Source organism: Terrimonas alba (genome assembly GCF_042434975.1).
GTDB lineage: Bacteria > Bacteroidota > Bacteroidia > Chitinophagales > Chitinophagaceae > Terrimonas_B > Terrimonas_B alba.
The window spans coordinates 44557-67502 of the sequence record NZ_JBHMQM010000003.1 but is presented as its reverse complement, the minus strand read 5'-3'; the positions used below and the strand labels follow the sequence as shown (position 1 = coordinate 67502).

The window sequence follows — 22946 nt, the reverse complement described above, 5'->3', positions numbered from 1 at the left end:
AAGGATTATGATGAACCAATTGTTGACAATCATGGATTTACTTTTAATTTGTAAAAATTACTGTGGTGAATAAAAAATGGTGGCCCTATCTTATCATTCTTGCTTTGGCAGTTGTTCTTTTTTTTGTAAAGAGATACCAAGAAAACGAGCTGGCTGATCCCAAAACTATTCAGGATAAAAATGAGAAATCTTCAGCGATTAATCGTAACCGTGGTTTTGACAGACGGATTTCGTTTATTGAGTACACCGGGCATGCCAAATGCAGAATGGAATGCAGGCATATTTCCCAGGCCGAGGTGGAAGAAGTAATGCGGGATGGGAAAATCAATTACGCCAAATCAGACGTAAAAGACAAACCCTGCCCAACTTATGCATTGGAAGGAATTACCAAAGACAATCAACGGGTGCGCATTGTATTTGCTCAATGCGACTTAAAAACAAAAGTGATTACAAGCATTGACCTGGATACAGATTGGGAATGCCATTGCCCGGGTGATGAACATTCATCTAAAAAAGGGAAATAATGGCCTGGCTGCTGAAACCACTTCAATGGCTGTATAGTTTTTATGCACATATTCTTTTTGTAGCGATCATGCTATTGATCTTTCCGTTTGTTATTATATCGAGTTTTTTTGGAAGGATAAAAGGTGGGAATATGATTTTGCGTCTTTGCTCATTGTGGGCAGATATCTGGTTTCCACTCATCTTTATTTTTCATAAAAAGATCTACGAGGCGCCGCATAATAAGTTGAAGCCATATGTTTTTGTCACCAACCATATTTCTTATATCGATTCGGCGGTGCTGGTGAAGGCCTATCGTCAGCCTGTTCGTCCTTTGGGCAAATTAGAGATGAGTAACGTGCCGTTGTTTGGATTCATCTATAAAAAGGCCATCGTGGCGGTTGATAGAAGTAGTGTTGAACACCGGGCTGCCAGCATCCGTATCCTGAAGTCCATCATTTCAAAAGGTATTTCGGTGGTGGTCTTTCCGGAAGGAACATTCAACATATCCAATAAGCCTTTAAAAGAATTTTATGATGGTGCCTTTAGAGTAGCTATCGAAACACAAACTCCTGTTAAGCCTGTTTTGTTTTTAGATACCTACAGCAGAATGCATTACAACAGCATTTTTTCAATGACACCCGGAAAGTGCAGGATCGTTTACCTGGATGAAATACCAGTGGCCGGGTTAAAGGCTGGAGATGTCCAATCGTTAAAACAAAAAGTGTACGCAACGATGGAGAAGAAATTGATCGCATACAAAGCTGCTTGGATAAGAATGAACCACGATTAGCAAGATTTAAATGGATTAGTGGGACACTAACCTCGCTGTTGCGGTAAATATTTTTGCTTGGTAATTGCTAATTATCTTTAAACCCTCATGGCAGCAGAAATCAACAATACAAGAGAAGGAAATACAATAGGGAGCAACCGTGAACTGTATGCGGATATTATCATACCTCTTGCATTACCCAAAACGTTTACCTGGGCGATTCCGGCTAACCTCATCGAAACTGTCAAAGTGGGATGCCGGGTTGAAGTGAATTTGGGGAAGAATAAGAAGTATGCTGGCGTTGTTAAGTCTATTCACGATCAGAAGCCTGACTTTTTTGAACCGAAGCCAATTCTAAATGTGCTCGATGCGGAACCTGTTGTTTTTGACCAACAATTAAAACTCTGGGAATGGCTGGCCTCTTACTACATGTGCAGCGAAGGGGAAGTAATGGCCGCTGCTTTGCCTGCACACTTTAAATTGTCGAGTGAAACAATTCTTGTTTACAACGAGGAGTATGGCGATGATTTTTCTGCACTTGATCATGATGAGTACCTGGTTGGGGAGGCCTTGTTGATAAAGAAGGAATTGAAATTGCCGGAAGTTCAGCAAATATTGGATTCGTCTCATGTCTATCCTGTTATCAACCGGCTGATCCATAAAAAAGTGTGTTTTGTATGGGAGGCATTAAAGCAAACATATGCACCTAAAAAGGAGACATATGTTTTATTGAATCATCAATACGACAATGAAGAAGAGTTGGCTAAATTGTTGAACGAGGATAAGAAACTACAAAGAGCAGAAAAGCAAATGGAATTATTGTTGAGTTATTTGTACCTGGTAAAAACTGAAGGTGAAGTAACAAAAACAGAGCTGCTAAAAAAGTCAGGAGCAACGGATGCACAGTTAAAAGGGTTGGTCGACAAAAAGATACTGTGGACAGAAAAAAGAAATGTAGACCGGCTCCGGTTTCTGCCAAAAGATATTAAGGTCGATTTTGATTTATCGGCACCACAGCAAAAAGCGTTAGCAGAAATTCAGGAAATTTTTATAACCAAACCTGTTTGCTTGTTGCATGGTGTTACATCCAGCGGCAAAACAAATATTTACATAAAACTTATCGAACAATATATAAGAAGGGGGCAGCAGGTTTTGTATATGTTGCCGGAGATCGCACTGACCTCGCAGATAATCCGGCGGTTGCAAAAACATTTTGGTGGCTTCATTGGTATTTATCATTCTAAGTTTTCGCCTAATGAGCGGGTAGAGATATGGAATAAGGTAAAGAGCGGTGAATTAAAAATAGTATTAGGCGCAAGGTCTTCTATTTTCCTGCCCTACACCAACCTGGGGTTGGTCATATGTGATGAAGAACATGATTCCTCCTACAAACAGCAGGAGCCGGCTCCACGATATAATGGCCGGGATGCAGCCATCTATTTTGCTTCCTTGTTCAACGCTAATGTAGTATTGGGAAGCGCCACCCCATCGCTTGAGTCATATTATAATGCTCAAAAAGGAAAGTATGGCCTTGTTGAATTGATGGTTCGTTACGGTGAGGTAGAAATGCCGAATGTAGAGGTAGTGGATACAAAAAAGATTGAGCAAAAGGACCGGTCCAAAGTGATGCTTTCACCCCATTTGGTTGCGGCGATACAACAGGTGCTTGACCGCAATAAGCAGGTGATACTTTTTCAAAACCGGCGCGGCTATACACCTTACCAGATCTGTACGGTGTGCGGATGGGTGCCTCAATGCAAATACTGTGACGTGTCACTGACTTTCCATAAGTTTTCTAATAAATTACTGTGTCATTACTGCGGCACCACCTATGCACCGGTGATTACCTGTGCTGCCTGTGGTAGCCATAGTTTTAAAGAGAGAAATTTTGGAACGGAAAAAATTGAAGAGTTGTTACAAGAAACTTTCCCGAAGGCAAAGGTGGCCCGGATGGATATCGATACGGTAAGGGGGAAAAATGCACATGATGTACTGATACAACAGTTCGAACAGCGCCGTATTGACATTTTAGCCGGTACGCAAATGGTGGTAAAAGGGCTTGACTTCGATAATGTGGATTTGGTTGGAATCCTGGACGCGGACGGATTGTTGCATTTTGCTGACTTCAGGGTCAATGAAAGGGGGTTTCAGTTGATGGAGCAGGTAAGTGGGCGTGCCGGCAGAAAGCCGGGGATGGCAGGAGTGAAGAATATTACCGGGAAAGTGTTGATACAAACCTCGCAGCCGCATCATCCCGTTTTGCAGTATGTGCAGCAACATGATTACAAAAAAATGTATGCAGATGAGCTGGAAAAAAGAAAACAATTTTTTTATCCGCCATTTTCCCGCATTATCCATCTTTCGTTTAAGCACAAAATAAAAGAAGTTGTGGAGGGAGCGGCGCATCATTTTGCCAATGCACTAAAAAATAAATACGGTAACTACCTGGTAGGTCCGGCGGAGCCTGTTGTTGGCCGCATCCGTAATCAATACCTGATGGAGCTGCTATTAAAATTGCCGAAGGATAAAAATCTTTTGATCAATTGCAAAAAGGATTTGCTGGAGCAGGTAGCCCTTTTGCACAATGAAAAAAGATATAAGAGTGTGGGAATTGTGCCGGATGTCGATGTGATTTAGAGGCCTCCTTCCGATCCCGACGGAACAGTCGGGACCATCTATGCACAGCCCCGGTTTTCGAAGACTCCGCAAGAATTCGGGTCCCGAAAATGCAGCGCAGAGATTCAAGGCTGATGTGGTAGTGATGAAGATTGATTAGTAATGCAGCCCGTCCCTCTTCGTCATTGCGAGCAAAGCGAAACGAGGAGAAGAGATAAGAGGGTGATGCCGGGAGAGGCTTGGTTTAATCCATCTCCGCTACTTTCTTTATCCCATCAAACGTATATCTGTAAAAACCTGATTCACTTTTTTTCGCAGCATTTAACATCGCTTTCGCAACCGTCTTGCCGTGTATAGCCCTGTATTTTCGGAGTGAGCCAACAAATATTCCTGATAAAGTTTTCATTGATCCCTGGAGGATACTTTCGCCGGTACGCTTTTCTTTTCTCTCTCCCAGCAATTGGGATGGTTGCATAATATGTACTGACCGTAATCCAATACCGTGGATAGCATTTTCCAATTCGCCCTTTAGCTTTAGATAAAATGTGTTGCTGTGACGGTTGGCCCCTACGGCGGAGACAAGGATAAATTTTTCACAGCCCAATTCCTTACAAAGCGTTGCGGCTTTCACCGGAATATCAAAATCAATTTGCCGATAGAGATCATGATTGCCTTTTACATTTTTTTGAGTGGTGCCAATGCAGGAAAAAACTGCACCACTTCCATCCAGCGCCAGCTTCAATGATTCGGTATCTGAAAAGTCCACTAGTTTTACTTCCATTTTCGGGTGTTTTTTTTCATAAGGTCTCCGTACAATGACCCTGGCAGTATCAAAGTAATCGTCGGCCAATATTTCTTCTAATAAATAATTGCCGATCATGCCGGTTGCTCCGATTATCGTAGCTATTTTTTCGCTCATGATTTTTGCAGTATAATTGCTCAATTTATGTCTATGCAATTTCAGGAAAATATTTCGTTGAAGTCATACAATACATTTGGAATCGAAGCGGCGGCCAGGTATTTTGCCAGCTTTCATTCGCTGGAAGAACTGCAGAATCTATTAACCTCAAGCTCGTCATTGCGAGGCACGAAGCAAAAACCTCAAACCTCAAACCTCGTGCTGGGAGGTGGGAGCAATATTTTGTTTACAAAAGATTTTGACGGTGTTGTTCTGAAAAATGAGATCAATGGAATTGAAAAGATTTCAGAGGATGAAAATTTTATTTATATAAAGTGCGGGGCAGGGGAGAACTGGCACCAGGTTGTTTTGCATTGTATTGAAAATAACTGGGGCGGCCTGGAGAATCTATCGCTGATTCCGGGATGTGTAGGGGCGTCGCCCATGCAAAATATCGGGGCTTATGGCGCCGAGATCAAAGATGTTTTTCATGAGTTAACAGCCTTTCACCTGCAGGAAAAGGGAAATTACATATTCAAATTAAAAGATTGTGAGTTCGGCTACCGGGAGAGTGTGTTTAAACGGAAATACAAGGATCAGTTCGTCATCGCCGATGTTACTTACCGGCTGAGCAAAAAACCAAAGGTCAATACAAGCTATGGTGCAATAGAGCAGGAACTGGAAAAAATGGGTGTGCAGGAGGTAAATATCAAAACTGTTTCCCAGGCAGTGATCAATATTCGTTCCTCCAAATTACCTGATCCGAAAGAAATAGGTAATGCAGGCAGTTTTTTTAAGAATCCATCTGTTGCAAAAGAAAAATTCCTTGCACTCCAATCTGAATTTCCTTTAATAGTAGGGTATGAAAATGCGGATGGTTCCATGAAGTTGGCTGCGGGATGGCTGATCGAGCAATGTGGCTGGAAAGGATTCCGGGATGGTGACGCCGGGGTGCATGCAAAGCAGGCACTTGTTTTAGTCAATTATGGCAATGCAAAAGGAAGTGAGATATATGCGTTGAGTGAAAAAATTGTTGATAGTGTAGCGGATAAATTTGGCGTGGCGCTGGAACGTGAGGTGAATATTATATAGAGCATGTCAAAATAATAAAAAAGTAACACAGCGGCCACTAAGAAAACACGAAGGACACAAAGCAGTATAAACTTCGCGTCCTTCGTGTAAGTTTGGAGTTCTTCGTGAACCCGATTAGTTAAGCTTCCTCATCAAACTCCTCTTCATAATCTTTGCTGTCGAAATTCATCATACTTCCCATCAGGTCCTTGAATTCGATTTTTGTTTCAAATATCTTTTTACTGATAAGCGAATAAGAAGCCAGGCCATGTAACACAAACTCCATCAGGAAAGCGGTTTCGGTATCATTGGCATTGGCAAAAAATTTTCTTACCAGTGCATGTAAACCGTCTACCTGGTAAAGCAACATTGTTTTGTCTTTATCGCTTGTATTAAATGAGACGTTCAGGTGATTGCCTTTATCAAACCAACTGATGATGGCACGGTAAGGATTATCATCTTCTTTGACCTGCTGCGAGGGCTTGCCGGTTGCCTTTCGTTTCTTAAGGGTTTCCGGATTGGGAAAATATTGAGTGAATTGGCTGCGGATGGCTTTATCCACTAAGTTCATGGCCACCTGGTAAGGACCTTCCTGTTCTCCTTCATATACCAGTTCTACTTTACCTGTGATAGCCGGGATGATACCGGCAAGGTCGGCCACCCACACCTGCGTTTGTTTTTCATTATTGATAATAGCCCTGCGTTCGGCGGCGCTTACCGCATTTTCAAATGCAGAAATAGTAAGCCTTGCACTGACACCGCTCTTCTTATCCACGAATTCGCTTCCCCTTGCTTCAAAAGCCACCTGTTCGATCAACCGCTTTACCAGGTCACTCACTTTTACCTTGCTTTTTTGCTCGTCACTGATTGTGGCTTCCTGTTCTGTAATTTCCAAAGCATGTTCCAGCGACTTGGGGTAATGCGTCAGTATCTGGCTTTCGATCCTGTCTTTTAATGGTGTGACGATCGAACCCCGGTTAGTATAATCTTCAGGGTTGGCTGTGAACACAAATAGAATATCAAGTGGCAATCGAAGCTTGAATCCTCTTATTTGGACATCACCTTCTTCTAAAATATTAAACAGCGCCACCTGTATCCGGGCTTGCAGGTCTGGTAATTCATTGATCACAAAAATGCTGCGGTTGCTTCTTGGTATGATGCCGTAGTGAATTACTTTTTCATCGGCAAAGCTTAGCTTCAGGTTAGCTGCCTTGATCGGATCGATATCGCCAATAAGATCCGCTACGCTTACATCAGGTGTCGCCAGCTTTTCACCATAACGTTCACTTCGGTGTATCCAGTGAATAGGCGTGTCATCGCCGTAAGTCGCAATTTGTTCATGTGAAAATTTTGACACCGGGTTGATAGGGTCATCATTGATCTCACTGCCGGCAACGCCCGGAACGTATTCGTCCAATAACTGCGTCATTTGACGGGCCATTCTTGTTTTAGCCTGTCCACGTAAGCCGAGAAATAAAATATTATGCTTACTTAGCAAGGCTCTTTCTACGTCGGGTATCACACTATCTTCATAGCCGATAATTCCGTCAAACGTAGTTTCCTGTCTTTGCAATTTTGCAATCAGGTTTTGTCTTATTTCTTCCTTGATACTTTTGGGACGATAGCCACTTTTTTTTAATTCGCCAAGTGTTTTTATTTTATTTATATCCATAGTCTGAACCTTGATTTGGGTGGATTTATTGATTAATAGGAAAATTGTGAGTGGTAAACTTTTGATTTTCCAGTCTTTTAAACTGCAAACTGATACTTCCAAAATTTATCAGCAGACCAATTTGCATGTTGTATGCTTCAAGATAATTTTTTGCCTGGGCTAGATGTACCTTTTCAAGTTGAATGACTGCTTTTAATTCGACCATTATTTTTTCTTCCACAAAAAAATCAACTCTTCGTTCTCCAATATTTCTTCCTTTATAATAAATGGGCATGCTTAGCTCCCTGGCGAAACGAAGTCCTGTATCTTCTAATTCAATTTCCAGCGCCCTTTGATATATCATCTCCTGAAAGCCATTACCTAATGCCGCATGGACTTTCATTGATGAGCCAATGATTTTTTCGGTTATTTCCTTGTATTTGTAATCCGCCATACTCTTGTCTAATCTTATTAATCTCCCCAAATCATGGTTCAGACTAGTAAACTGTTTTCCTTTTACCACTTTCAAAATCTTTAAATATAAATGCTCCCAACTTATCCAGTGATGCGAAATAGGCTTTGCCATGATTCATTTCGGTGAACTCCTGGACAAAGCGTTGCAAATAGGGATCTGTAGCAATCATAAATGTAGTAATCGGGATCTTTAACTTTTTGCATTGCGCAGCCAGGTTCATGCAACGGTTCACGACTTTCCTGTCAAGCCCAAAACTATTTTTATAATAACGTTTCCCGATCTTCAGGCAGGTCGGCTTGCCATCGGTGATCATGAAAATTTGTTTGTTGGGATTTTTCCTTCTGCGTAAAATGTCCATCGCCAGTTCCAAACCGGCAACCGTATTGGTATGATAAGGACCCACCTGCAGGTAAGGAAGATCTTTTACTTCGATAGGCCAGGCATCATTTCCGAATACAACTATGTCCAGTGTGTCCTTGGGATATTTTGTTTGTATCAGCTCACTCAGTGCCATCGCCACTTTTTTGGCCGGGGTGATCCTGTCTTCACCATACAGTATCATAGAGTGTGAAATGTCGATCATCAGCACGGTCGAAGTCTGTGCCTTAAAGTCGGTTTCCCTGATGCTCAGATCGTCTTCCTGCAGGCGAAAACTATCCAGTCCGTGATTGATCTGTGCATTGCGAATAGACTCAGTAAAATCAATTTGCTCAATCATATCGCCAAACTGGAACTGCCTGGTTTCCGGATTTTGTTCATCACCCTGACCGGGTTTGAAACTATGGTGATCTCCCTGTTTGGTTTTTTTCAACTTGCCAAATATTTCTTCCAGGCTTCTTTTGCGGATGCCTTGTTCTGTCTTTGGGGTAATCCTGATCTCGCCACGCTGGTTATCTTCCGTGATGTATCCTTTTTCTTTTAGCTCATCTACAAAATCACCCATGCCATATTCGTTGTCCGTGAGCTCATATTTGTTGTTTAGTTCATTGAGCCATTGCAAGGCTTCGCTCACATCTCCACTGGTATAGGTAAGCAATTGCATAAAAAGATCCAGCAATTGATCAAAACGGGTCTTGCCGTCTTCATTAGGATCAAACCTGGTAAAATGAAAGCCTCTCATGTTTGATAATTTGATTTTTCCTGCGGGATGGCGGAATTAAAAATGAAATAATGATTAATACCGTCGGCCCATACAATTTACGATAATAATGCCAGCTTGTTTTTGAGCGGTCTTTGACAGCCTTGAAAACGCTACCAGTGCTTACTATAGCAAACGGAATGAAATACTTACAAAACGGGAATGTTTATAAGTTATAACAAAATTTGTCAGCGATAGTTTTCAAAATCTTTGCGGCTGAATGTGCCCGCTGAAATATGATCGCCTGATGGCATGTCGTAATTAACATACCGGATCCCTTTCAACTCTGTAAGACTAAAAGTGGTAGAAGCCATATAAGCCTGCGCTCCTGCGCTTCCCATTTGCTGGCCAAGAAATTTGCTGTCAGGTATGGCAACATATAAAGTATCGTTGGAAGTTTTTACGAAAACAAGTTTTACATTTTCCCAGGCTGCATTCAGGTCATTGATCAGGCTGGCAGCTGTTAGTGTATCGGCATTTATTGTGCGTTGCTGTTTCAGATAAAACTGGTTTTTCACGGTGTCATAATCTGAAATCCAGAGTAGCCTGTCCGGTGCCGACGCCGGCGTTTCTTCCGCTACGATTACGGTATCTGAAGGAATTTCTCTTTCAGAACCTTCATTATTACAAGCTAGCAGGAAGACCATACCTGTATATAATAAAATATTTCGCATAAGCTAAGCTAATAAACAAGGCGCAAACTGCAGGTGTCAGCTTCAGTAAAGAAAGTTAAACCCGGATTTTGCAGCCTGCTGCAAAATTTGGGTTAAAAACCCGATAGATCAATGACCCTCAAAAAATAAATCCCGCCGGGGAGCGGGATCTATTTCTAAATGATAGCAATCTTATTTTTATTTGGTACTGTCTTTCCCGGTTGCACTGTCTTTTGCGGTATTGATAATAGTGCCGCCACTTTCGTTAGGTGTTTGCGTTTGTCCCTGGGTGGCGTATTTCTTTTCTATCGCATCCAGTGCCAGCAACATCGCTTCGTTGAAATAAACTTCGGTTCCTTCCAGCGTGCCACCAAACAATTCCGGCCGGTTATTTTTCAAATAGTCGTAATATTTCTTCTGTTGTTCCAAATCCTTGCGCATCGTTGCTCGCACTTTTTCGGCCAGGTCAGTTTTGCCAGCTTTATAAGCCGATTCAAGATATAATAAACCTGTTTGGTTATGGCTGCTGAAACGGCTCACCATTGCATAAGGCAGATTGTCGGTATCAATTCCTTTTTCAACCCTGTCCAATAACTTCTGCGCTTCATCTTTCTTGCCCTCATCGGCCAGGTTACCGGCAGCTTCTGCGTACACTGCGCGGATGTTTAATAAATGACGACGGTTTTCTTCATCGAAATAGACTCCTTTTTTATCTGCATTGCCAAAGCCAAATTTCTCCATCAGGTTTTTGTACATGACGCCGCTGTTATTATCCCGCACCTGCGCTCCGCCCAACTGCATTTGGCGAAGTGCTTGCTCCAAAGCCCAGTTTCCTTGCGGGAATTTATTCCTGATCGGAACGAGGCGATAAGACAATCCATCTTTACGCAGGTATTGCGAAAAGCCCAGCTCGCCATAGGGAGAGGTGAAATAAATTGGTCGGTTCCATTTATTGGCCGCAATGATATTTAACACCATTAAATCACTGCGTGAAAGCCCCGCATCCAATTTATTTTTTGGTATTTCAAAAATCATCGGCGATACAATGCTGTCTTCAGGATTTACTGTCATATTTGCTCTTACAATGGCAGCATCTACCGGCACGCCCAGGCGGGATACAGGGAACACTGATTCGCCAACATCCCTGCCGGTTTCAGGGTCCAGCGCTTTTCTACCCAGTTCCTGTTTCATGATGCTATACAGGTCATAGAAAGTGCTTTGATCACCTTTGGCACGATAACGAACATATTCGCGGTTGTGTCCTTCAATTTGCTCGGGTGTCCAGATCACATCAACAGAATCTGCCTCATTTACTTTACGACGAAGCTGGTTGATGTACCAGTCGATGCCTAGCAGGCTTGTATTAATGATGCGGATATCAGGACGCACATTTTCCACTTCCTGCGCATACCATAGGGGATAAGTATCATTATCACCAAATGTGAAGATGATTGCCTTTGGTGCACAACTTTCCAGGTAATCTTTTGCCAGGTCCGGAGCCAGCAATTTGCTGCTGCGATCATGATCATCCCATTCCTGCTGTGCCATCATTAACGGAACAAGCAGGCAAAGAATAGACGTGGATATATTCGCAATATTCCAATTGCTACCACCCGATGAAATCGCCCTGACGAGATAGGTTATACCCATCATTAATACTGCGTACAATGCGGTAATAAAAATGCAGGTGAGCAAAGTAGTGCTGAATGATCCGCGCAGCGAACTCATCAGAATGATAAAGAATGTCAGCGCAGAACCGTACACCAACATATTCTGAAAAGTTATTTTATCTGCTTTTTCTCTTGCCAGTCTTACAAAAGCAACAACTGCCAATCCTATCCAGATAGCAAAAGCATAGAATGATCCTACATAAGCATAGTCACGTTCCCTTGGCTGGTTGCCCGGTTGATTGAGGTAAAGCACAACAGCGATGCCAGTAAAAAAGAATAGCAGGAAGCTAACGATCCAATCTTTCCTGTTTTTGAGATACTGGTACACACAACCAATTATGCCAAGGATAAATGGCAACATATAAAGCTTGTTATGTGCTTTATTGTTTTTAATGCTGTCGGGCATTTGAGATTGGTCACCCAGGCGTTTATTGTCAATAAAAGAAATACCGCTGATCCAGTTACCATCTCTCACACTTCCCATTCCCTGGATATCATTTTGTTTGCCGGCAAAATTCCACATGAAATAACGCCAGTACATTAATCCATTTTGGTAAGTAAAGAACCATTCCAGGTTGTCGGCATAAGTTGGCGCCTCAAATTTCCCGGTTTGCTGATCCTGTCCCAGTCCCAACCATTGCGCATAGAAATAGGCATGGTTTTGATCATTGCTTGGATCCCATACACGGGGGAATAATTGTTTGTCAGAGCTTTCATAATCATATTCACGGGCAGGGCCAACGGGGATATAGCTGTCGTTTCCTTTTACATACTTCATTTCGCCTTCTTTGATCACCGGGTAACCCGAATCATCTCTTGCAACTTCGGCGGCAAAATGAGGACCATATACCAGCGGAGCACTACCATATTGTTCACGGCTCAGATAGTAAACAAGGTTGATAGGATTATCAACATTGTTCATATCGATGACTGGATTGGCGTTAGAGCGAATGAGGGCGGTGAAATAAACAAAATAACCCAGCATCATGAACGCATAACACCACAAACTCAATTTCAACACCCGCAAGCCGCCGGGTTTCAGGAAGTAGCCTATGGTAGCTGCTGCGGCAGCCAGCAATAAGAACTTGGCGAACTTGGCGCCACCTGATCCTGTGGCCATAAAAAATGGAAGAGCAGAAAGACCCAGGAACAGGATAAAAAATAGGATCACCTTATTCTTGATAGTTTTTTCGGTAAAGGTCAACGCCCATGCGATCACGGCAGCCAGGGCAATAAAATAAATGGCAAAGCCTGAGAAGAACGGAAGTTTAAATGAATTGACAAAGAATACATCAAATAAACCGGCAGCCTTCATCGAGTATTGAATAACGCCCACCATCACCAGGCCGGTGATGACACAACCAACCAGGAAAGCGTAAATAGCGCTTTTAGTGGTGGCCTTATAGCGGCGGTAATAATAGATCATTACAATGGCGGGAATGGTCAACAGGTTCAACAAGTGAACGCCGATAGACAAGCCCATCATGAAAAACAGGAAAATGATCCAGCGATCAGATCTTGCTTTCGCATGCAGATCATTTCCGGCATGTTCATCAGCATGTTCCCATTTCAGCATGGCCCAAAAAACAATAGCCGTGAAGAAAGAAGACAAGGCGTATACCTCACCCTCTACAGCACTGTACCAAAATGAATCGCTGAAAGTATAAGCTAATGCACCTACCACGCCGGCAGCCATGGTTGTAAATAATTGCTGGCTGCTCAATGCCTCGCCAACACCTACAAACATTTTGCGGGCAAAGTGGGTAATGCTCCAGAAAAGAAATAATATAGTGGCGGCGCTGGCAAGGGCACTCATGAAATTCACCGCATTGGCAGCAGTCATTGGATTATCGCCAAACAGAATGATGAAAAAGCGGCCAAGCAATACGAAAACGGGTGCGCCGGGAGGGTGGGGAAGTTGCATTTTGGCTGCACTCGCAACAAATTCACCGCAATCCCACAAACTGCCTCTTGCTTCGCGGGTCAGCATGTAGGTAGCCATTGCAACAAGAAACACGGCCCATCCGGTAAGATTATTAACTTTTCTAAAGTTCATAAGAGTTTTGATTTTTATTCTTTCGTCATCCCGGGCAAAGCGAGGGATTGAAGGAGGCAAAAATAGGGGGAAAAAGGTTAAAAGAGGTTTAACAAGTTCAAGAGGTTCAAAAGGTTTAAGAGGTTGGGGAAATCTGAAAACGTCCTTCCTGATTTATTAAACCTTTTGAACATTTTAAACTGCTGGAACTATTCAAAGAACACCCTCACAGTCTGGTAAAAAAGCTGGTTTTGCAATATTCCATCTGCCTTACTGGCTTTCTCTGAAAAACCTTTCAACCCAAAAAGGCCGGCAGCGTTTCCTTTGTTAATAGCGATTTCCAGGTAGCCGGCACTGTTAAAGAGGGCCAGTTTTTCACCCGGATGAACGTCGGCATAGGATTCGCTGATGCGATCGATCACCTCGTCTCTTTTAAAAACGATCCGGAAACTTCTTCCTTTACGCTGCTGTTCAAATTGCTCACGGGTGATGTTGACGATGACGTTTTCAAAATTGTCGATAAAGATGATCTGCCCTTCGATCCAATTGTTGTCAAGCAGGGGTCTCAAATGATTTTTTTCGATATAGTTAATATCGGGAGTTCCGATGTTGACTATCGATTCGCCCTGCGCCAACTGGTTGATCACTTTTCCCATGACGCCGGCACAGTAAGTCGTGTTTTTATTGGCCGCTTTTTCCAGCGGAATACCCATGATCATTTCCGGTTTTTCTTCGAGGATCATATTTAGCAGCCCGTTGTCGGCACACAAATAATATTGATTGTTGTGAAAGGCCAGTAATAGCTGTTCTGGTTTTTTCTCAAAAAGGTTTACTAAAATGATATGATAGGTGTAGTCCGGGAAGTTTTTAAAAGCACTGCGACAGATATAGGCGGTTTGCGGATAATTAAATGGAGCAATGCTATGGGAGATATCGACAATAGTAAAACCCGGGTCTATTTGCAATAGCTGTGCCTTTATTGCAGCTACAAGATAATCCTGGTGGCCGATATCAGAAGTAAGCGTAAGTAAAGGCATGAGTTAGAAATCAGAAGTCAGAAGTCGGAGGTCAGAAGTTGAAAGCATGAAGTCCGAAGTCAGAAATCAGATTTTGAAATTTAACTCTTTCTGATATCGGGCCCCAGACCTCTGGCTTCATTTAACAAGTTCTCCGTCTTTAAAGAAAAATTTATAGGTTAATATATCAGCTAATTTGGGAAAAAATTTATTCAGAAAAACGGTTTGCTTTCCCTGGAAGGTCATGACCAGCGAACGTTTCTTTTTACTCACGGCTGATAAAATTCTTTTCGCACAATCCTCAGCACTCATCAGTTTGCCTTCATCCAGCGGCGTATCGCCATGCGACTGGGCATCTTTATTCAATGCTGCATTGCGAATGTTCGAAGTAGTAAAGCCCGGGCTGACCCACATGACATGCACACCGTCATGCAACAATTCTGTTTTGATCGCTTCTAACCAGCCTTGCAGTGCATATTTGCTGGCTGAGTAAGCGCTCCGGCCTGGTAAACCCCTGTAGCCGGCTATCGATGAGATACCAACGATAATTCCTTTTCTTTCAATAATGGAACTCAACGCATATTTGGTGCAATAGACAGCGCCGAAGAAATTTATATCCATTACTTTTCTCGTTACTTCCGTTGAAGCGTCTTTCAGTAAGGCTCTCATCGAAATACCTGCATTATTGATCAGCACGTCAATGCCACCGTATACTTTGATAGTGGTTTCGATAAAACGGCGACAATCATTTTCACTGCTGACATCAGCCACCATTGTATGCAAAAAAGAGGATGGATAACTGGATTGCAGCCGGTATAATTTATCATGATCCCGACCACAGGTCGCCACTTTGGCGCCTGATTGCAAAAGCTCGTCAACCAAAGCCTTTCCAATGCCATCTGTTCCACCCGTCACAACTACGACCTTATCTTTAAAAAAGGAAAACATATCCACGTTGAATTTGCGGCAAACCTACTTCAAATTTTTAGTATAGTGAGTATTAAGACATTAAAAAAGCCCGGGCAATGTCAAGGCTTAAGAAGCGGACCCTTGGGAGCAAACAAGGATGGCATACAAGGAGTGGCAAGATTCGGGATATCCGGTTTTTCTTTTGATTCCTATGCACAGGCGTTAGAGGGCAGACACCTCCAATCTTATGATAAAGGGAAATAGACATAAAAATCAGCGCCTTTCCCTAATTCGCTTTCAGCCCTGATAAACCCATGATGGTTTTCCATAATTTTTTTGCAAAGAGCCAGGCCAATTCCGGTACCTGAATATTCATGCCTTCCATGAAGTCGCTGAAAAAGAAAAAATATTTTCTTTTCATATTGAGGTTCAAACCCCAATCCGTTATCTGAAAAAAGAATTTGCAAATAGCGGCCGTCGCTGACATATTCCGGGATTTCTTTCATTTCCTCCTGGGTACATATGGCGGATGAAATTTTTATCAGGGGCTCGTTAGCTGAGAACTTCAGGGCATTACTAATCAAGTTGGCGAACAATTGATTGATCTGGACGGGAATAGCCCTAATTGTTGGCAGTGGTTCGCTTTGTATTACAGCTTTTTTTTCCTGGATAACCAGTTCAAAATCGATGCAGATATCGCTCAGTACCCGATTGAGATCAACTTCCATAAATTCTTCAGTGAGTGATAAGCGGCTGTAATCTAAAATGGAATTAATTTGGTCACTCATTCTTTTGGCACAAGAGTTTATTTTTTCAAAATACATTTTAACGAAGTCCTCATTCCCAAGGTTCCTTTCAATTAGATCTGTGAACGTTCTTATTTTGCGGAGGGGCTCTTGTAAATCATGAGAAGCGATGTAGGCAAATTGTTCCAGCTCTTTGTTCCGGTTCTCCATTTCCCGGAGATATTCCTGCATTTTATTTTCAGCCTGTTTTTTTTCGGTCAAATCGCGGGTGACCTTTGAAAATCCTATAATAGTTCCGTCCTTATCGTGCAGTGCTGTTATAACTATACTTCCCCAAAAGGTAGACCCATCTTTGCGGACCCGTAAGCCTTCATGAGTAGCTTTTCCTTCTTTAATCGCGGTGGCTATTAGCTTTTCGGGAAGGCCGTTTTCCCGGTCTGCGGGCAAATAAAAAATTCTGAAATTTTTCCCGATGATTTCCTCTGCGGAATAGCCTTTGATTTTTTCGGCACCTTTATTCCAATTCTGAATATCTCCCTGTTCATTTAGTAATATAATTGCATAATCCTGGACTTCTTCGATCATCTTATGATACTTCTCTTCGTTTTTCCGCAGTGCTTCATTACTTAACCGCAATTCGTCCGTAAAACTCTTCGCCTGATCGTCTGCTATTTTTCTTTCTGTCAGGTCCCGGGTAACCTTGGAATAGCCCATGATTTCTCCATTGGCCGTATGCAATGCTGTTAGGGTAATACTTCCCCAGAATTTTGTTCCGTTTTTACGCAAACGCCAGCCTTCATGGCTTGCCTTTCCCTTATCAGTCGCTTTTTTTAATAATTTTTCGGGCAGATTATTTACACGGTCTTCCGGCAAATAGAATATTCTAAAATGCTTGCCCACTATTTCGGATTCTGAGTAGCCCTTTATTTTTTCAGCCCCTTTATTCCAGTTTTGAACAATACCTTCCCGGCTTAGAAGAATGATGGCATAGTCCTCCACTTCATCTATCATCTTGTGGTATATGTCTGTCACTTCGGATTTTATACCGGGATCAAAAAGGAACGGGGTGTGGCTTTTATTACTCATTTCAGACTATCCTTCAATAATATTTAATGCTTCAATTAGCAAGCCAAAACTGGCTGGCTTTTTCAGGAAATGGCTGGCTCCAGGTTCTTCCTAATACTTAACGGGGTGTTCCCCGAAGGAAGTTGAAAACATGGTCACCTGTGTATCTTTTAAATGTGCCAATTTTTTGATTGCGAATCGTCATCGATAAGAAAACAGACTGTTCGGCTGTGATTTTTGACTGCTGACATTTTTACTACAAAAAATTTTATTGTGCTATTAGAGTGACCTCGTCCATCATATCCGCCTATCCATTAATCGACGAGCTATATTGGGTAACCGACTTGTTTATGTAAACCTGCCAGATGCATCACAGGTATTAAATAATAAAATGGACACTTACGGTTAAATGTGGTTTCATTTCTATTAACTGAAGCTGAAAAATCAAATGGGTTTGGAAGAGTCATTTGATTCAGAAATTCCAATTGCAGAAAGTTCAAACCGGCAGGATAAAGCCAACTATGGATAAAGATAACTGATTTTTAGCTTTTGCATATGGAAGAGCCCGTCCCTTAGCTATTCAAGGAAAATGAAATTCACCAATCTTGTAAGTTGCCGCAATTACTTGCTTTAAGATTGTATCGCAGCATATGCGTATACTAATAAAAATTCCCAACCCCCAAACTGGTTTGCTGGAGAAAAGAGATGGCAAATATCTTTTTCATGAAAAACCCAAAGGGTAGAATATGCGATTCATGGAAGATGAGACGTGCTGCAAATGGATGGCAAAATAGCTTATGATTATGATAATTTTTCAAATTCCGCATGAAAGGAAAGTTTGTTAATTGCATTGCATAGTTATTATGACCCGGATACGAACTGCAGTATCTCAGAAACCAAAACGGTCATGCTGGTTTTGATAAAATCGAAAAACGATTGCTTTATGAAAAAAAAAGTTTTCTTAACGGACCGCCGTCCTGGCAAGGTCCAATGCATCAGGTATTTGCTTTTTTCAATATTTCTTTTTTTGGCGTTTTGTTTTCAGGGATTGGCACAAACGAGCCGGATCACGGGTGTCGTTCGGGATGCAAAAGGCATCCCTCTTGAAGGAGTAAGTGTAAATCTGAAAGGCTCCGGTGCCGGCAATGTAACGGACGACAAAGGCGAATTCTCGTTAGAAGTACCGCGTACAACAGGTACATTGGTTTTTTCATTTGTGGGATATGCTGAGAAAGAAGAAGCTATCAAAGGAAGAAGCAAAATCGATGTGAATCTTGTATCCAGTATTGCAAACCTGGATGAGGTGGTGGTGATTGGCTATGCTACTCAGAAAAAACGTGATGTAACCGGCGCCATTAGCTCCATATCAGCAAAAAATATTGAAGAGAAACAGCCTGTCTCAGTTTTCGATGCTATCCAGGGAGCAGCGCCGGGAGTACGGGTTATGAGTGGGTCAGGAGCTCCGGGCGAAGAAGCTGATATTACCATACGTGGGCTATCTACTTTGTCAGATGCAGGTGTAAGGCCATTGTATATTGTTGACGGAGTTCCGCTGAAAAATATCAATAACATTAATCCCAAAGACATACAGTCGATGGAAATCCTGAAAGATGCCGCTTCGGCGGCTATCTACGGTTCCCGTTCTGCCAATGGTGTTATTATCATTACTACGAAACGCGGAGCGGAAGGAAAGCCACAGATTAATGTAGATTACCTGAGAAGTTATAGCAAACTGTCGAATAGGATTTCACAGGCCAATCGCCTGCAAAGGCAGATGTTTGATCGCAGAGGCAATTTAGGGCTTGATCCAAAGCCCGATGATTCAACTTCCTTTTCCAGGAATTCGGATAATGATTACCAGGCGCTGATTACCCAGGTTGCTGTCCGTGAACAGGTAGATGCAAGTATAAGAGGCGGCAACAAGCAATTAAACTTTTATAATAGTTTGCAATATTTAAATGAAGAAGGAATTGTTATCAACAGTTATAATAAACGGTTTACACTTCGTACTAATGTAGAATATTCGCCTTCCAAAAGAATAACTATGTTGACCCGTCTCAACTTTAGTTATCAAACTAAAAATAATATCAATGAAGGAAATGTAATTCAGCAGTCCTTGCAGCGGCCACCGGGTATGGCCCTTTATTTTCCTAATGGTGAATATATTTATTTTAATGGTGGACGCAGAAACCCATTGGCAGAAGCATACCTGCGAAAAGATATTTCGAAAATTTATAAAGGCGTGCTTTACCAGGGAATTGATTTTAAAATTTTTAACCCGCTTACCGTCCACGTTGATGGATCTGCGGACATAGAATTGCTGAAACGATCTGTATTCGCTTCCCGGTTTCTCAGTAGCAGTAATCCTCCAATAAGCGAAGGCAGGGATCTGACTGAAATTCCGATAAGGCTGCAGGGGAATGCTTACTTAAGCTATAGGCAAACCTTTAAAGAGGTACATAATGTAACTGCATTGGCTGGAATGAACTATGAAAAAAACCGGAAGGATGATGCAAATCTTGAGGGAAGATTTTTTGTAACAGAAGTTGTAACTACGCTTAACGCAGCCGGTCAATATACGCTTAGCAATTTATATTCCAGGGGAGGTGCGTCCACGTTGCTTGGTTTTTATGGAAGGTTGGGATATGATTACGAAGGCAAATATTTACTGAATGCTACAGTAAGAAGAGATGGGTCCTCTGTGTTTGGTCCGAATGATCGTTGGGGAACCTTTCCTTCTGTTTCCATAGGGTGGAGATTCAGTGATGAAAGTTTTATGGACAAGTTTAAAGGCGTATTAACGGATGGAAAGATCCGCGCAAGCTGGGGAGTTACAGGTAACCAGGAGATAGGCGATTATGATGCCGTACAGCAATTTGTCTTCGGACCCTATATTTATAATGGAGTGAGCGGGGTGCGTACCAACCCAAGAATGGGAAATAACTTACTTAAATGGGAAGAGACAACGCAAAGCAATATAGGGCTGGACCTTACTTTTCTTAATGGAAGAATAAGTTTTATCGGAGATTATTATGTTAAGGAAACCAGTGATCTTTTGTATGATGATCCGCTTCCGTTAGAAAGCGGCTTCCCTGAAAAAGTACGGATCAATGCGGGTTCCATTCAGAACAAGGGACTGGAATTAATGGTCACGGCATATCCTGTCCGTACAAAAAATCTTAGCTGGCAAACTTCTGTGAATTGGTCGATGGTGAGAAATGAAATTACCAGTCTTCCCAGCGATTACATCGATGATATATGGAGCGTAGAAGAAGGTAAAGAGGCCGGCAACTTTTTCGGTTATAAATACCTGGGAATTTATGAATATGATGAATCCAACGCCTATACCGGAGATTATAAGACAAGATTAATTCCGCAATTTCAAAAGGATGCGCAGGGTAATATTATAATTGAAAAAAACATGAAACCTGTTTTGACAGGTTATACATTGCCGGATGGTACGCCTTATACAGGTACTGTTAAGCAGTTAACGGCTGCGGGTGTTGTTTTAAAAGGCGGAGATGTTATCTGGGACAATCGTCCGGATTCAAAAGGAATTCTCAATGGAGACATCGGAAATGAAGACAGGCAGTTTTTAGGACATGGACAACCAAGATGGAGTCTTGGATGGAGTAATAGTATTGCCTATAAGAATTTTGCATTTTCATTTAACTTATACGGAAACATTGGTGGTAAGGTATACAATGAGAATAGAAGAAATTTGGCTTCTTTCTCTAATAGCAACACAACGCCGGATGCCTATTTTATAGAAAATATGTGGAAATACCCGGGACAAATCACAGACACTTACAGGGGCGGTGACAGAGCTGCTGATAACATGCGTCGCGGCGGCAGCCAGTATTTGGAAAATGGTTCATTTGTCCGTTTGCAAAGTGTACGGTTGAACTATTTACTTCCCGAAAGATTGAGTAAAAAAGCTGCTATGCGAAGCCTGGGTATCTATGTGTATGGAACCAACTTGTTAACATGGACAGAGTACACTGGTTTTGATCCGGAGGTAGGTCAACGAAGTGTTATAAAACCTGGTGATGACCCCGGAAGATATCCCCGCAGACGGGAAATAGGAATGGGACTTAATATATCATTTTAATTAAACTATTTATGAAAATAAAACTTGCTGCAATACTATTGGGCTTCGCAGGGATCATTGTTGGTGGTTGTGACAAAGCGCTGGATGAAACTCCTATATCTACTATTGCACCTGACAAATTCTGGAAAGATAAAAATGATGCCATTAACTGGGTGGCGGGCATCTATAATTCGATGCAATCAACTTTAAGAACAAACTGGTTCGATTGGGGTGAAGTTCGTTCTGACAATGTAAGAGTAGGTGGTACAGGAAACGCACAGCTCACTATGATCACGAATACATTGTCTGCCAATGATGCTGATATAAATGGCACTACCCGCTGGACAGATATGTATACAACCATATCCCTTTGTAATTATGCGATAAAATATTTGCCTCCAATGATTGATCAGAACCTGGATGGGGGCGCATCTGTATACCGGGAGCTTTTAGGTCAATGTTATGCAATACGGGCACTCATGTATTTTTATGGACTTCGGGTATGGGGCAAATTGCCTATTCATACCATACCCATTGAATCAATCAGTCAGCCCAATGAATTGCCCCGGTCTCCTATAGCTGATGTAAAGCAGCGTATAATGGAGGATATTACTGAATCGCTAAAGACGATCGGGAGTTCTACTTCTCTTAAGTATAATATTCAAAAAGCTGCTGTATACGCCTTGAAAACCGACGTGCATATGTGGTTCCAGGAATATGACGAAGCATTGACCGCTTCACAAAGTTGTATAACTGCAAGTAAGTGTACATGGGTAACCTCGATAGCAGACTGGAAAAAAATTTTCCTCGAGCCGCTGACGTCTACCGAAACAATATTTAATCTTTATTGGTCAAGCGTCGAAAGAGGGAATGGTGTAGGTGTTTGCCAAAAACTGGGATCAAGTTCCAATACAAACCAGTATGAGATAGTAACTCCTATCTGGCAGGAATTGAAGGACAGGGTTGACCCGGTAACCGGCACCTCTATTGACGGACGCTATTGGGCTCTTTGGGATACGCTTACCTATAATAATCCAACTACCTATGATGATGCGGTAGTTCAGCTGGGAAAATTTTATCCATGGAAACCTAACGCCCCGCTGGGTACTGGTTTTGTTTTGGAAGGAAATAATGATTGCAGTGCGAAGCTTCCTATTTATCGTTTTGCGGATGTTATGTTGCTCAGGGCCGAGGCATTGAATCGGAAGGGAAATCATCAGCAGGCGTTGGATATCGTAAATGCGGTAAGAAGCCGGGTTGGCTATACCGTGCAGGCCTTGTTAACTGATTACACGGGTGATATAATGACAGGAATTGAGCGTACTATTCTCAAAGAACGTCAACTTGAATTGCTGGGAGAAGGAAAAAGATGGTTTGATATGTGCCGGATAGGAACGATATACAATTACACTTCAGGGTATGAATATCTCCGGGAAATTATGAATCCAATATTGGCTACACGGTCAGGTGCCATTCTCTACGAAGGTGAAAATATGGGAAGGATACTCTATCCGATCAATTCTGATGTAATTAAGGCAAATGCTAAATTAAGCGGCGATCAGAACCCTCCCTATGATGAGTAAAAATTAGGAAAAAGATGGTATCGATTCTGGAAATGTGACCCAAAAACAACAAAAATT

Annotated in this window: 15 protein-coding genes; 6 read left to right on the top strand and 9 right to left on the bottom strand. The window is 42.1% G+C overall.

What is annotated here, in order from left to right; genetic code table 11:
- Nucleotides 1-65: 65 nt before the first annotated feature.
- The 3 genes from ACFEL9_RS09195 to priA all read left to right on the top strand — a co-directional run bounded on the left by ACFEL9_RS09195 (nucleotide 66) and on the right by priA (nucleotide 3910).
- Nucleotides 66-524: a DUF4258 domain-containing protein gene (locus tag ACFEL9_RS09195; RefSeq protein WP_385888740.1), complete on the top strand. Its 459-nt coding sequence runs from the start codon at nucleotides 66-68 to the stop codon at nucleotides 522-524.
- Nucleotides 524-1294, top strand: coding sequence for a lysophospholipid acyltransferase family protein (locus ACFEL9_RS09190; protein WP_385888738.1), 771 nt, complete (start codon nucleotides 524-526; stop codon nucleotides 1292-1294). Before ACFEL9_RS09195 ends, ACFEL9_RS09190 begins: the two co-directional genes overlap by 1 nt.
- An 87-nt stretch (nucleotides 1295-1381) precedes the next feature.
- Nucleotides 1382-3910: a replication restart helicase PriA gene (gene priA, locus ACFEL9_RS09185; protein ID WP_385888736.1), complete on the top strand. Its 2529-nt coding sequence runs from the start codon at nucleotides 1382-1384 to the stop codon at nucleotides 3908-3910.
- Nucleotides 3911-4133: 223 nt separating this feature from the next.
- Here the strand turns inward: priA and ACFEL9_RS09180 are convergent, their stop codons facing one another.
- Nucleotides 4134-4808 (bottom strand): NAD(P)H-binding protein, encoded by a 675-nt coding sequence (locus tag ACFEL9_RS09180; RefSeq protein WP_385888734.1) that lies wholly within the window; start codon nucleotides 4806-4808, stop codon nucleotides 4134-4136.
- Nucleotides 4809-4841: 33 nt separating this feature from the next.
- Between ACFEL9_RS09180 and murB the strand changes: the two genes are divergently transcribed.
- Entirely contained in the window at nucleotides 4842-5879 is a 1038-nt protein-coding gene (murB, locus tag ACFEL9_RS09175; RefSeq protein WP_385888731.1) for a UDP-N-acetylmuramate dehydrogenase, read from the top strand.
- Between the two features lie 118 nt (nucleotides 5880-5997).
- Here murB and ACFEL9_RS09170 read toward each other — a convergent pair whose 3' ends face one another.
- From ACFEL9_RS09170 to ACFEL9_RS09135, 8 genes are all read right to left on the bottom strand, one after another.
- The gene (locus ACFEL9_RS09170) at nucleotides 5998-7530 is read right to left on the bottom strand and encodes a MoxR family ATPase (RefSeq protein ID WP_385888729.1); all 1533 of its coding nucleotides are present in this window, start codon (nucleotides 7528-7530) and stop codon (nucleotides 5998-6000) included.
- 25 nt (nucleotides 7531-7555) lie between these two features.
- Entirely contained in the window at nucleotides 7556-8032 is a 477-nt protein-coding gene (locus ACFEL9_RS09165) for a GxxExxY protein (protein ID WP_385888727.1), read from the bottom strand.
- Nucleotides 8007-9104: a vWA domain-containing protein gene (locus tag ACFEL9_RS09160; RefSeq protein WP_385888724.1), complete on the bottom strand. Its 1098-nt coding sequence runs from the start codon at nucleotides 9102-9104 to the stop codon at nucleotides 8007-8009. Before ACFEL9_RS09160 ends, ACFEL9_RS09165 begins: the two co-directional genes overlap by 26 nt.
- A gap of 206 nt (nucleotides 9105-9310) precedes the next feature.
- Entirely contained in the window at nucleotides 9311-9796 is a 486-nt protein-coding gene (locus ACFEL9_RS09155; RefSeq protein WP_385888723.1) for a hypothetical protein, read from the bottom strand.
- 177 nt (nucleotides 9797-9973) lie between these two features.
- Entirely contained in the window at nucleotides 9974-13501 is a 3528-nt protein-coding gene (locus ACFEL9_RS09150; RefSeq protein ID WP_385888720.1) for a DUF2723 domain-containing protein, read from the bottom strand.
- A 188-nt stretch (nucleotides 13502-13689) separates the two neighbouring features.
- Nucleotides 13690-14517 carry an SAM hydrolase/SAM-dependent halogenase family protein gene (locus tag ACFEL9_RS09145; RefSeq protein ID WP_385888718.1) on the bottom strand — a complete coding sequence of 276 codons (828 nt, stop codon included), beginning with the start codon at nucleotides 14515-14517 and terminating at the stop codon, nucleotides 13690-13692.
- Between the two features lie 117 nt (nucleotides 14518-14634).
- Complete coding sequence (locus tag ACFEL9_RS09140; RefSeq protein WP_385888715.1) at nucleotides 14635-15444, bottom strand: SDR family oxidoreductase; 810 nt, start codon at nucleotides 15442-15444, stop codon at nucleotides 14635-14637.
- A gap of 206 nt (nucleotides 15445-15650) precedes the next feature.
- A complete protein-coding gene (locus tag ACFEL9_RS09135; protein ID WP_385888713.1) occupies nucleotides 15651-17183 on the bottom strand; it encodes a PAS domain-containing sensor histidine kinase in 1533 nt (510 codons plus the stop codon).
- A gap of 1060 nt (nucleotides 17184-18243) precedes the next feature.
- On the opposite strand from ACFEL9_RS09135, the gene ACFEL9_RS09130 reads away from it, so the two are divergent.
- Both ACFEL9_RS09130 and ACFEL9_RS09125 read left to right on the top strand, forming a co-directional pair.
- Nucleotides 18244-21327 (top strand): SusC/RagA family TonB-linked outer membrane protein, encoded by a 3084-nt coding sequence (locus ACFEL9_RS09130; RefSeq protein WP_385888711.1) that lies wholly within the window; start codon nucleotides 18244-18246, stop codon nucleotides 21325-21327.
- 11 nt (nucleotides 21328-21338) lie between these two features.
- Nucleotides 21339-22889, top strand: coding sequence for a RagB/SusD family nutrient uptake outer membrane protein (locus tag ACFEL9_RS09125; protein ID WP_385888708.1), 1551 nt, complete (start codon nucleotides 21339-21341; stop codon nucleotides 22887-22889).
- Nucleotides 22890-22946 lie beyond the last annotated feature (57 nt).

Excerpts from the sequence above, each read along its gene's own strand:
- ACFEL9_RS09190 (WP_385888738.1), top strand. The coding sequence starts at position 524 with ATGGCCTGGCTGCTGAAACCACTTCAATGGCTGTATAGTTTTTATGCA.
- priA (WP_385888736.1), top strand. The coding sequence starts at position 1,382 with ATGGCAGCAGAAATCAACAATACAAGAGAAGGAAATACAATAGGGAGC.
- ACFEL9_RS09180 (WP_385888734.1), bottom strand. The coding sequence starts at position 4,808 with ATGAGCGAAAAAATAGCTACGATAATCGGAGCAACCGGCATGATCGGC.
- murB (WP_385888731.1), top strand. The coding sequence starts at position 4,842 with ATGCAATTTCAGGAAAATATTTCGTTGAAGTCATACAATACATTTGGA.
- ACFEL9_RS09170 (WP_385888729.1), bottom strand. The coding sequence starts at position 7,530 with ATGGATATAAATAAAATAAAAACACTTGGCGAATTAAAAAAAAGTGGC.
- ACFEL9_RS09160 (WP_385888724.1), bottom strand. The coding sequence starts at position 9,104 with ATGAGAGGCTTTCATTTTACCAGGTTTGATCCTAATGAAGACGGCAAG.
- ACFEL9_RS09155 (WP_385888723.1), bottom strand. The coding sequence starts at position 9,796 with ATGCGAAATATTTTATTATATACAGGTATGGTCTTCCTGCTAGCTTGT.
- ACFEL9_RS09150 (WP_385888720.1), bottom strand. The coding sequence starts at position 13,501 with ATGAACTTTAGAAAAGTTAATAATCTTACCGGATGGGCCGTGTTTCTT.
- ACFEL9_RS09145 (WP_385888718.1), bottom strand. The coding sequence starts at position 14,517 with ATGCCTTTACTTACGCTTACTTCTGATATCGGCCACCAGGATTATCTT.
- ACFEL9_RS09140 (WP_385888715.1), bottom strand. The coding sequence starts at position 15,444 with ATGTTTTCCTTTTTTAAAGATAAGGTCGTAGTTGTGACGGGTGGAACA.
- ACFEL9_RS09125 (WP_385888708.1), top strand. The coding sequence starts at position 21,339 with ATGAAAATAAAACTTGCTGCAATACTATTGGGCTTCGCAGGGATCATT.